Origin of the sequence: Enhygromyxa salina (genome assembly GCF_002994615.1) — a bacterium.
GTDB lineage: Bacteria > Myxococcota_A > Polyangia > Nannocystales > Nannocystaceae > Plesiocystis > Plesiocystis salina_A.
In genome coordinates this window covers 19,306-31,043 of the sequence record NZ_PVNK01000251.1, presented here as the reverse complement: position 1 = coordinate 31,043, position 11,738 = coordinate 19,306, and the positions used below count along the sequence as shown (strand labels likewise).

Annotated in this window: 6 protein-coding genes; 1 reads left to right on the top strand and 5 read right to left on the bottom strand. The window is 67.1% G+C overall.

Annotation, left to right across the window (positions count from 1 at the left end):
* Together ENSA5_RS28990 and ENSA5_RS28985 are read right to left on the bottom strand one after the other, a co-directional pair.
* A partial coding sequence (locus tag ENSA5_RS28990; RefSeq protein WP_219906882.1) for a neuraminidase-like domain-containing protein occupies window positions 1–7,501 on the bottom strand: 7,501 nt, incomplete at its 3' end.
* A 636-nt stretch (window positions 7,502–8,137) separates the two neighbouring features.
* Window positions 8,138–8,908: a response regulator transcription factor gene (locus ENSA5_RS28985; protein ID WP_181198261.1), complete on the bottom strand. Its 771-nt coding sequence runs from the start codon at window positions 8,906–8,908 to the stop codon at window positions 8,138–8,140.
* Between the two features lie 293 nt (window positions 8,909–9,201).
* Between ENSA5_RS28985 and ENSA5_RS28980 the strand changes: the two genes are divergently transcribed.
* Complete coding sequence (locus ENSA5_RS28980; protein WP_146156220.1) at window positions 9,202–9,915, top strand: hypothetical protein; 714 nt, start codon at window positions 9,202–9,204, stop codon at window positions 9,913–9,915.
* A gap of 21 nt (window positions 9,916–9,936) precedes the next feature.
* On the opposite strand, the gene ENSA5_RS28975 is transcribed toward ENSA5_RS28980, so the two are convergent.
* The 3 genes from ENSA5_RS28975 to ENSA5_RS28965 form a co-directional block, all read right to left on the bottom strand.
* Window positions 9,937–10,692, bottom strand: coding sequence for a hypothetical protein (locus ENSA5_RS28975; RefSeq protein WP_106394954.1), 756 nt, complete (start codon window positions 10,690–10,692; stop codon window positions 9,937–9,939).
* Window positions 10,693–10,786: 94 nt separating this feature from the next.
* A complete protein-coding gene (locus tag ENSA5_RS28970) occupies window positions 10,787–11,161 on the bottom strand; it encodes an AgmX/PglI C-terminal domain-containing protein (RefSeq protein ID WP_106394953.1) in 375 nt (124 codons plus the stop codon).
* A gap of 10 nt (window positions 11,162–11,171) precedes the next feature.
* Window positions 11,172–11,726: an OmpA family protein gene (locus tag ENSA5_RS28965; RefSeq protein WP_181198260.1), complete on the bottom strand. Its 555-nt coding sequence runs from the start codon at window positions 11,724–11,726 to the stop codon at window positions 11,172–11,174.
* Window positions 11,727–11,738: the final 12 nt, after the last annotated feature.

Here is an 11,738-nt window from a genome sequence, read left to right as displayed (position 1 = left end):
GATAGGCCCGCTCAGCTCGCTTGGCGAGGTCGAACGCGAGCTGGTAGGTCTGGAAGTAGAGGGTCGAGAGCTGGCCGACCATCCAGTCGTAGAGCTCGCAGTTGGTGAACTTGCCGCGCATGTAGCGGTCGAGCTCACGCGAGTGCCGGGCTTGGGTGTCGTGGTTGTCGAGCTCGCGGGTCGCGATGTCGAGACGGATCTCGGCGGCGACGATGTCGCGCTTGAATCGCGCGATCTCCTTCAGCGCCTGCGAGACCTGGAGATCCCAGTCTTGCTGACGGCGGTTGTAGCCTGCGGTGATCGAGGCTTGGTTGGCGTGGTACGAGTACTCGGCGGCCACCATCGACAGCACCGTCGCACTCGCGCTCATGGCATGTGCGAGGTTGGTACCGCCGAATTCTGTGGAGATCGATGGCGGGGCACTGATTCGGAACTGAGGAATCACTGAGAGCACCGAGCCAATTGCGCTTGTCGCGGAGACTGCCTGACTCCACTTGTTCGCCTTCTTCGCGAGATCGAACTGCCGCAGCTCTCGTTCTGAGTACCGCTCGTTCCTCAGCGCCTGGTAGTGATTCATGCGCGCAATCACGACCTCGCGCGCCGCCTCCAGCGACTCGATCGCCTGCTTGGCTTCGTCGACCTGCTTGACGCGGATGTCCCGGACACGGTCGAGCATCTCGAGTTCGTGCTCCGCGCGCAGCCGCGCGAGGCTCTCGGCGTCGCGCTTCTCCAGCGCCGCGAGCAGCTCCCCCGCCAAGCTCCGCAGCGTGCCCGTGAACGCCATCGCCCGCGCGTGGACCGAGCGGAAGCGATAGGGCGGCAGACCCGAGTCGAGCTCCGCGAGCACCGACTGGATGTCGACGCCAGCCGCGGTCGCGCGGACGAGCAACGCGGGGTCGATCGGCGGCTGGAACAGCGGGAGCTGACGCTCGATCCCTTCGATGTTGCGGCAGTGGCGGATCTTCCACAGCCGATCCTCGATCGTGTCCCAATACTTCAGCAGCTCGGCGTTGGGCGGATAGCAGAAGTACCAAAAACGCGAGATGATCGGCACCCGCACCCACGGCTCCGTGGGCAGCTCGGGCCCACACCCGAGCTTCTTCGGGCCGTCACCCGGGAGATGGATCCAGCTCTCGAGTTGGACCAGGGCGTTGGAGAACGCATCGAGACCGGCCTCATCGAGCTGCGCGAAGGTCTGCGCCTGCGTCTTCGGGCCGGGCACGGCGTTGGGCCGCGGGCCGAGCAGCTGCGCGACGAGGATGTACAGGATCGTCGCCTCGTTGATCGACTCGACCGTGTCGCGGCGGTAGAGGCTGTCGCCCCACTCGATCAGGTTGCTGATGTACTTGCGCAGCAGCGTGCGTTGGTAGACGCCGTCCCGGATCCTGGCGACGGCGTGGGGGTCGAAGGGGTTTTGCTCCCAGACCTTGACCTCATTCGCAAATTTCTCAGTCGCCGCTTGCTTCTGCTCTGGCGTCGCGCCGATCCCCGCCATCAACTCGAGCTGGTTTTGGGCGAGCGCGCCGGCTTGCTCGACGAAGGGCTTGATCCGCCAGAACTTGGTGGTCTCGGTCTCATCGGGCAGGTCGACGAGTTCGACCGGGTTGAAGATCAGATGGTACCACCGCTGCGCCTCGTCGAAGCGCTGCTCGGCCGCGAGCTTGCCAGCGATCAGCATCGGCACGTGGAAGAACAGCTCCCAGTTGTAGATCCCGTAGGGGCTGTCGTAGCGGAAGTCGAACTCCTCGATCGGCGGCTCGCCCTCCGCGAGCCCGGGGGTGAGGTGCAGTTCGCTCTCGACAAAGGGGTTGAACGTGACTTTCTGGCGGAACAGGTCGGACCCGGGCTCGGGCGAGTAGAGGCCCAGGTGCCCCTCCCGCGTGACCGCCTCGACCATCATCCGAGCCTTCGGGTGGTACAGCGACTCGATCGCCAACTTGAACTTTGTTGAAGACGCGGGGTACGGGTTGTCCACATTGATCCCCTCTGTCATCGCTTGCGCGTTGTTCTGGGCAGTCAGCAGGAACGCGGGGCCTTGAACGACCGGCGCGACCAGGGGATCGATGCCATCGAGGAACTCCAGCCCCTCGACTTGCCCCGGCACGCCGTTTTGCCAAACCCCAGCATCATTCAAATCATCGCGGAGTTTCTGCGCCCACTCCATCTGTGGCACGACACCGATCGGTTGCGAGGCATCGTCGGGTGGGCACTCAGCGTAGTAGGCTTGGAGCTCGAGGTTGCCTGGCCACTCCAGACTCACGCCGTCGTCGTCGTGCTCGTACTGAGGAACTGGCTCGAGCAGGTATTTTCGACAGCAGTCATCATAGACAACTGGATAGAATTTCGTTTGCTCGCGCAGGGACCAGACGTCGGCGTGGTGGACAAGCGCAGCCGGAAGCTCTTTCTTCGAACGTCGATTGAAGACTCGCTTGTCATACTTCCCCTGCGAGAACCGGTAATTGCTGTCGCTGATCGACATGACGTAACGCTGACCGTCGAGCGCGTAGCCCGTCTGTAGCGAGATGATGTCGTTCGCCGCCAATTTGTGCGCACCATCGACAAATTCTTGCCCCGAAAAGTCAGCGCCGAGATAGCGGAGGTTGCCATCGACCAGGTCGAGGCCAAAGGCCGCCAGGAGGTAAACCTGCTCGAGGAATTGGCCTGCGATGATGAGGAAAAAACCCGTCTCGGTATTCTGGCAAATCAACCGTCGCTCGGGCCAGTCGAGCAGCACTTCGCGCACTGGACTCTGCTCGGACACATTGACCTTGCCCCAACCATCATCCGAACGCTCGACGTGCCCGATACTGTAGCGGACCGCCTTGATGTCGGGGTCTTTCACCGCCTCGTACTCGTTGACCCAAAACAGATGCACCCTCCGCTCGCGCACGATCAGCGAGACGGTCCGCGTATCGATCTTGACCGGCACCTCCTCCCATGGGTCCCAGGCGCCGTTGTTGCGCCGATGCCTCACAAACCACTCATGCGGCTGGGCCGTCGTGCGTCCGAGGATCCAGGTCTCGCCGCGATGGAAAGGTTGACAGACACCCGCAATCTCGAGGTTTGACACCCGATCGAGCTGCTCGAGATACCCGACCAGCGCCTTCTCGACCCGCGCCTGATCCAGCGTCCCCTGCATCAGCGTGGCCTCGAGCGCGGCGAACTCCGGGGTCTTGTTCGGCCGCAGCTCGGGCTCAATCCAGTTCTCCGGGTACAGGAACACCTTGCGGTTGGCCTCCCACACCCGGTAGTTCTTCATCCACTCCCAACGCGCGATCGCGTCGGTGCCGAAGGTGAGATCGTCGTACTCGAGATGCAACAGCGCACGGTGGATGAAGATCTGGACCGAGCTGATCGCCTGCTTGATGCGCGAGGTCTGCATGCACGCGCTCATCTCCACGTCGACGAGCAGGTGCTCGAACACGGCGTTGCGGTCACGCAGGCCCGGGTCCGTGGCCAGGACACCGTCGACCAGCGCGTCGCGCTGCTGCTCGCGGATCGTGTCACGCAGGGGCGCCGCGACCTTGGCCCACCGGGCTTCGTCGTGCTTGGCCCGCGCTGCGGTCTTGATCGCTGTCGCCTGGGCCATCGTGGGTGTCGCGGTGGTCCAGTCCAGCAGCGTGTTGACGTCGACGCCGAGCCGCGCGCCGGTCTCGGCGATCACCCGCAGGCGCATGAGCGCGGCCTCGTCGGCGAGGTCTGCGAGCTCGAAGCCGAGGGCCGCCGCGACCGTCGTCAGGCCGTCGACCTCCCAGCCGCCTTGCTCGGCGAAGGCCGCGACGCCCTCGGCGAGGGAGCCTGCGGCTGCGACCTCGGCGTGGGCGAGGTCGTCGGGACGAAACTGCGTACGCAAGCTGAGCGCGAGCCGCAAGCGGTTCCAGACCTCGAAGCTCGCGCTCGGATCTTCCGCAGTCAGCGGGAGCGTGTGGAGATCAAGCCAGGTTCCGTTGCCGCAGTACCAGGGGATCTCGTCCGCGTGCATCCCGTGGCGCTCACCGAGCAGCGCGGCCTTGGCCAGGCGCATCCAGCCCGCGAACTCGTTGGGGCCGAGCTGAGCCTCGTCGGCGGGGAGGCTCATGAGCAGGTCGCCGACCCATCCAGAACCGCCTGGACTCGTGAGCAACGTGAACGCGAAGGACTCGACGAGCAGGGCCGAGATCTGAAAGCGACTCGCGCAGGTGTCGATGACGAGCGCCCGGCGGCGCTGGAAGCTGACGATCTGCCCCAGCAACCACGCCCGCCGCGCGGGGACGTCCTCGATGTAGACCGCGCTGTCGACGTTGACGAGCACATCCTTGGCGAGCGTCGCGTCGAGGTAGGGCCCGAGGTAGTCGTCGATGTACGCGTGTTGGATCGCCTCGTCCTCGCTGCTGCCCCGGACGATCTCGAGCGTGACGCTGACCTGGGCCTCGGCCAGGAACTCGGCGAGGTTGATCGCCAGCGCGTCGCCGTCGGGGTCCGCGAGCGCCGCGCACTCCTCGATGATCGTGGCGAGCCCCCGCCCGAGCGCGGCCAGCTCGCGGGCGGTTCGCTCGTCGTCGAAGGGCGCCTCGCCGCGGTGCCGCAGCAGCCAGTCGAGCTCGGCGATCGACAGGCCACAGTCGCGGACGCCGTCGATGAGCTCCATGAACTCCAGCGTCGCCGAGGGGCTCGCGAAGGGGTCTCGTCCGGTGAGGCCCTGGTTGACGCCCGCGAGGATCGCCAGCTCGTCGATGCTCAGCCGCAGCCGCCGGGCAAAAACGACACAGCGAAACAGCGCGGTGAGGTTGGCGAAGGTGAATTCACCGTTGGCCAGCTCCTGGTGGCCGGTCAGCGTGACCAGCTCGGCCTCGTTGATCCCCAGCGCAGCGAGCATGATCGCCCGCTGCTCGGCCGTGATCGTCGGTCCCTGCCCCTGGATCATGCCCCCGGCGGCCGGGTTGAACTGGTCGAGCGTGGACACGCCGATCTGCTCGAACTCCTTGGACAGGAAGCGTCGACGATAGAGCGAGCGCGGACCGTTGTCGTAGTCGCGCGGGTCGATCACGCTGGCCCAGAGCGTCGACAGCTCGTCCCACGCGAGCCCGAGCCGCTCGTTGACCCGCACGATGTTGGCGAGCTTGCGCAGCGCGATCGCGTCGAGCGTGCCTGCGCACGCGTCGACGACCAGGACGTTGAGCATGCGCGGCGGGATCCCGCAGCGACGTTGCAGCCGAGTCAGGCGATGCAAGCGGTCGAGCGCGTCTGCCTCCAAGAATGCGATCGTCGCGTCTTCGAGCGCGCAGGTCTCGCTCCACTGCAGCTTGATCTGCCCGCTCGGGTTGACGTAGTCGCAGGCTAGGTACTCGCGCAGCTCGTCGAGGGTGTAGCGGCCCCGTCGGAGCAGCTCGCCGACGTCGCCCTTGGCGGGGTCGGCGTGGGTGCCATTGAGTACGCTGACCCAGTCGTTGTCGACTTCGGCGGCGAAGCCCCAAAACTCCCGGTCGTCGTCCGAGGGGTTCTCGCCGTAGGACCCGGACACGATCTCGAACTCGGTCGCGTTGAGCCCGAGGACCTCGGCCGCGAGGGCGTCGAGGTAGGCGTCGTCGGGGACCTTGGCTGCGAAGCGAGCGATCAGCTCATGCCGGGGCACGCCGAGGTGCCTGAGGTAGGTCCGCGCCTCGATCGTCGGCAACGAAAACGGCAGGCTCCACGGAAACACGAGCTTCGTGATTCGGGGCGCGGGCTCGAGGACCTCGGGGTCGTAGATGTCGAAGTCGAGGTGCTCGGGGTGGATCCGCAGCTCCTCGGCCGTCCACGTGGTCTGGTGCCAGGGATCCGCGAAGCTGTCGGCGAGCTTGGCCTCGAGCAGCTCGTTGACCAGGTCGATGTACGGCAGCGGCGTGTTGGTGTTGGCGCAATCGAGCAGGATGTTGCGGATGTCCGGGCGGCGCGCGCTCAGGGTCTCGAGCGCGTTGCTGTACTGCTTCGCGGGCCGCTTGCTCAGGAACGCGAGCAGATCCGCCAGGTACGCGGCCGGGCTGAACACCGAGCGGCAGTGCTCGCACGCGCAATAGTCGAGGTTGCCGAGGATCGTCGAGAGATCCGCGAAGCCGCCCTCGGCCCCCACGAACTGCTTGGCGCCGGGGATCTCGAGCACGCCGAAGTCGGCGTCCGACTTGCCGAGCGCGAGCTTGGACGCGAGGGTGATCGTCGCGCTGTGGATCCGCGCGGCCTTGTCCCAGATGGCCCCGGCCAGGCCTTCTTGGTGGTGAACGTCGGAGGGCAGCAGCGGGCCGAACTTGTCGATGAACTCTTGCCGGGTGGACTCGACGACCTGCGCGGCCGAGACGACACCCTGATCGAGCAGCTGCTTCGCCGTGTCGTAGCGGCCGATCCTGGGCGTCATCCGGTAGACCCGCTGGACCGCCTCGAGGTTCGAGCGGGCCATGGCCTGATCGGCGGGAGCGGTGCCGCGCCACGGATCGGCGGCCTGATCGAGGTACACGGAGATCGTCGAACGGGTGATGTCGAAGTCGCCGTTGTCGCTCAAGAAGGTTGCGACGTGGGCCGTATTCGCGGGGGCGCTCGCGCTTTTCTCGTCTCGGGCGATCGCGTGACGCAGATGCAAGGTCGGGTAGGTGTCCTCGATGACGCGGCCGAGCGCGCGGGCGTAGGATTGGCGCTGCTGCGCCCTATCGGACCCGGGCGCGTCGTCTGGCGGCGCGATCGCCCGGGAGACCAAGAAGTTGTCCCAGTCAGACACGCTCCACGCCGCGAGATCGCGGACGGCCGTGATGTTCTGAGCGGCGCGCTCGGCCTGGAGACCGGCGAGGGCCTCGACGTGGGTCCCGACGAGAGTGGCAGCCTGAATTGTGAACTGGAAGGTCTGCGCCCGGGCAGCATCGAGCGCGCTCGTCACGTCGGACCAAAACTCCGCCAAGGTGCCCGTTCGGGCGACCCACAGCTCCATGAAGGTCTGCTGGTCGGCGAGATCGAGGCCAGCCGTGTCGAACAAGGTCCGCTGGTTGAGCGCACCCGCCCTGCCGTCGAGGGCGGCTTCGATGACGAGCTCGCGCATCGCGGCGATCTGGTCGGCGACCGCCTCGGCGAGCGCCGATTCGGAGCCGTCGCCGGGCAGCGCCACGATCCGCCGGGCCCAGGCGTTGCGCAGGGCGCTCTCCCACGCCGAGGCTTCGGCGCGCAGCAGCCCGGGCAGGTCGGCCGGCAGGCCGGCCCGCATGAACGCGTAGCAGCTGCTGGCCTCGATCGTGCGCTGATCGGCCAGCCGGTGGGCCTGAATGTAGCAACCCAGGTGGGTTGGAAACACGTCGGCCCGCCGCGCTAGCCATTCGATTCTGTCGACCGGGATGTCCTGGGGCAGCGTCGAGCCGATCACCGGAGCGAGCTTGGCCGCGACCCGATCCCACTCGCTGCGGCCTTGGTACGCGCCGTCACCGAAGATGAGATCGACGACGGCCGACTGCCGCAGATCGCTGATCAGCGACGATTTGACGGTGGTCGAGCCGTCAGTCGCCTCCACGAAAATGTCCCACGGGAGCGCGGGCTCGGAGCCCTCGGCCCACGTGATTGTGTATGCCCCACTGCTGTCAGTCTGGGCTGACGCCCCCTTTGGCTGCGGTGGGTCGGTGAGACCGACAATCTCGAGAATGCTGACGCTGACGTTGATCGCGGGGGTACCATCGGTACCGACCACGCGGCCGGAAACTGTATAGTTGGGCATGAGCTTGGTTGTCCTGACTGGATGCGCGGGGCGTGGAGTGCCACATCGGGCGCAGACGGGCCCACGGTGCCGACCAGAGGTCGGGTCCGCGAACGACCGAGAGCGCGACGTCACCCTATCAGAAACAACTGCTCGGTCGAGCAAATATATTGATATTTGTAGTACCACGAATCTTGACCGCGTGAGTCGTCACAATGAAAAGCTGTGACGGTTTCAGGCAGCACCGAAAATCACTCAGACTCGCGCGCGACGAAAGCGTCGACACCGTGAAGTGTCCCGATTTGGGACACACCGAATAGCGCGTCGCAGCCCGCCCGTTGCTGTGCTCGAAAGCCCGGCCCGAGAGCCGGTTCACCGCCTTCACGACCTCGATTGCGGATCGCTCTCGCGGTCGCGATGTTCGACACCACTCCCCTGCGGGAGGCCGAGCCGCCGCTACGACAGGCCCTGGCGCTCGACGAGGAAGCGGATGAAGTCGTTGCGCGACTTCACACCGAGCTTGCCAAACCCCGCCGCGAGCAGCTGCCGAACCCGCGAGTACGACACGCCCATCGCGTCGGCGATCTCCCGATCTCGACAGCCTTCACTGACCCGGGCGAGGGCCTCGGTCTGGCGCTGCGTGAGGCCGAACTCCTGAGCCAGCCGCCGGACCTGTTCGGCTGGCGAGCGACCTGGGCGGTCCATCGGCGCGTCGAGATCGGCGACCAGCGCCTCGGCCACGATCGGGGCCCCCGACGGCGACGGGGTCGCGCGCTCGCTGGCGTCGGCTGCGATCCACGAGCGCATCTCGCGGCCACGCTCGATCGCCTTGGCGAGCTCGCTCGACAGCGTCCGGGCTGAGACCGGCTTGCGCAAGAAGCCCGAGACACCGCTCGCCGCCGCCCGCCTGGCCCAAGCGCCCTCTGCGTGCCCGGTCAGGACCAGGGCCGCGCAGGGCACCTGGCGCGAACGCAGGGCCTCGACCAGCTCGAGACCGTTTCCATCGGGCAGCTCGAGATCCAAGATCGCAACATCGAACAGCTCGTCGTCATCTCGCGCCATGCCCGTCGCGCTGGCGAGATCGACGGCCGCGACGACCTCGCAGCCGATCTGCTCGAGGCACTCGGTCAGGGCGTCACCGACCGCGCTCTCATCTTCGACGAGCAACACTCGGGGAGGCCGAAGCCGGTCGAGCTCGACCTCGCTGCCCATGGCGTGCGTCGTCACCCGGATACAATAGCAAGGCCATGTCCCCTCCATGGGTTGGGAACCCGCGAGCGCCGTCGAGGACCGTGCGAGCTCCCCCAGCGCGCGAGAACGAGCTCTTCACGCGTCGAGGCCGATCTCCGAGCGAGGAGAGTTCAGCGTGTTTGCTTTGTTTGGAACGGCTCAGGACGCCCGCAGATCGTTGATCTGGGCGAGCCCGGGAGCGAAGCGAGCGCGCATGGGTAGGACCCTCGCCCAGGTTGTCCCCCTTTCGGCCCGGACCGCCGGGGGTCTAACGTATGGGGGTGGGCGTGATGGCTGATGACTTCGAAGCTCGACTCGATGCGCTCGTGGTCCGCATCGACGACTCGCTCGCTCGAACCCAGCGCTGGATCGACCCGATCGTTCGGGTCGTCACCGACGATGTCGACGGCGAGCTTCCCCGCCCCGTCGAGCGAGAGGCTCGCGGATCGGCCGAAGTCGAGGAGCTCCGAGCCAAGCTTCGCGCGGCCGAGTCGAGCGCCGCGCTCCAAGCCCAGCGCTGCGCCGCGCTCGAAGACAAGGCCGTCGAGCTCGAGGCCGCGCTCGTCGGCGCCCGCGATCAACGGGCCCACGCCGAGGCCACGGCCGAGGCCGCCCGGCGCGAGGCCAACCAGGCCCTCGACCAGCTCGAGGCCGCTCGCAGCTCGAACAGCGAGACCGCCGGGGGCCTCGATCCGAGCTTTGGTGAGGCCTTTCAGGAGAAGCTGCTGGAGATCGAGCGGCTGACCCGCGAGCGCGACTCACTGCGACGCTCGAGCGACGAATGGCGCGGCCGCGCGCGAACCTTCCGACGCGAGCGCGACGAGGCCACGCTCGCCCACGAGCGCGCCGAGTCCCAGCTCGAGGAGCTTCGCGGGCGCGACGCGGCGCTGCGTCGAAAGCTCGGCGACGCACAAAAGACCATGTCCGAGCAGCAGCGAGAGCTCGAGCTCGCCGAGCGCCGGGCCAAGCACCTGCGCGAGCACTTCAAGGCCGCGCCGCGCTGATCCCCGCCCGCACCCCGCAGCCTACTCGGGCACGCAGTAGGCGAGCGCGCACTGCAGGCCCTCGCAGCAGTCGTCGAACAGCAAGTTGCAGGCCCCGAGCACGGGCACGCACTCCTCGACGAGGCAGCCGTCGGTGTTGATCTGACAGCCCGGCGTGCACGCGAGCACGCCGCCGTCGTAGCCGAGGCTCTGGCAGGTCTCGCCGTTGAGGTTGACGCCATCGCAAGGCTCGCCGGGATCGAGCATGCCGTTGCCGCAAGTCGGCGCCTGCATGCAGCCCGACTCGACCACCGCCGAGCAGTCCGGGGCACACGCCAGGCTCCCGCTCGCGTAGCCGAGGTCGGTGCAGGTCAGACCGCCGAAGTTGTTGCCGTCGCAGGCCTCGGTCGCCGCGAGCTGCCCGTCGCCGCAGGTCGAGCACGCGTTGGTGAATAAAGTGCAGTCATTGGCGCAGACCAAGGTGCCGTCTTCGAACCCGAAGTCGGCGCAATTGACCCCGCCGAGGTCATTGCCGTCGCACTCCTCCTGGCCCTCTTTGACCCCGTCGCCGCAGACCTCGTTGCCGTCGGTCGTCGGGTCGGCGTCACCGTCACCGTTGTCGTCGCCGTCACCGTCACCCGGGTCACCGTCGCCCGAGTCACCATTGCCAGACGATGACTCGCTGCCGCCGTCACCGTCGCCGTTGCCGTCGGCCAGCGTGGTGTTGACGGAGGTCGAGAAGATGTTGGTGTCTTCGGCGCCCTCGCCGGCCGCGCACGCGCCGACGCAAAGTGCCAAGCAAGCTAGAGAGACGAAGCAGCGCACGCGTGGATCGTGCAGCATAGTGACACCACGTGGCAACTCGCGCGTTTATCGTGCCTCTCCACTAGCGCTAGTCGGGCGGCGCGTTGCGGAAGCTGTAGCTGAAGCTCGCGACGCCGTCGCGCTGGTCCGGGTCCGCGAGCGAGAGGCCATCGAGCGCCGTCACGACGCAGGTTGCGAGGGTCTCGTTGACGGTCGTGCGGTTCCTGTCCCAGGCCAGCGCCGTGATCTCGCCGGTCTTCTTCTCGACGGTGAAGGTCACGGTCAGCTTGCCGACGAGGCTCGGGTTGCGGGCCAGCTCGGCGTCGTAGCAGGCCTTCAGCGCGGCGTCGCGGGTGTCGAGCAGCGCCGAGGTGTCGCGCTCGTAGGTCGCGAGGTCGCGGGCGGTGAAGCTACACGCCGCGCTCGCGAGCGCGAGGGTGATGAGCGTGGTGGGGGTGCGCATGCGAAGCTCCTCACTCGACCTTGGCCTGGGTCTTCACGGTCTCCTCGCCGGTCGCGGGGTCGACGGTGGTCGTGGTCTCGACGTACTCCTGCTCGAGGATCGTGAACTCGACCCGGCGGTTGGCCTCGCGCCCGGCCTCGGTCTCGTTGTCGGCGATCGGGCGGTCGGGGCCGTAGCCCTCGGACTCGAGCCGCGCCGGGTCAACTCGACCGCGCGCGACGAGGTGGTCGAGCACGGCCTTGGCCCGGCGCTGCGAGAGCTTCAGGTTGTGGTCGTGGTCGCCCTCGGCGCTCGCGTGGCCCTCGACGCGGAGCTTCTTGATCCGCGGGTTGTCGTTGATGACCTTGGCGACCTCAGCCAGCAGCTCGTCGGACTCCGGGCGGATCGTGGCCTTGTTGTAGTCGAACTGGATCTTCTCGTGGATGACGACCTTGTCGTCGGTGATCTCGACCCGGGGCTCCTCCTCGGGCGCCTCGGCGGCGGCGGGCGGCGGGACCGACGCGATGACCTTGGCCGACGCGCCCTCGAACACCCGCGGCCCGCAGGCCGTCAGCGCCAGGGCCATGACCAGCATGGG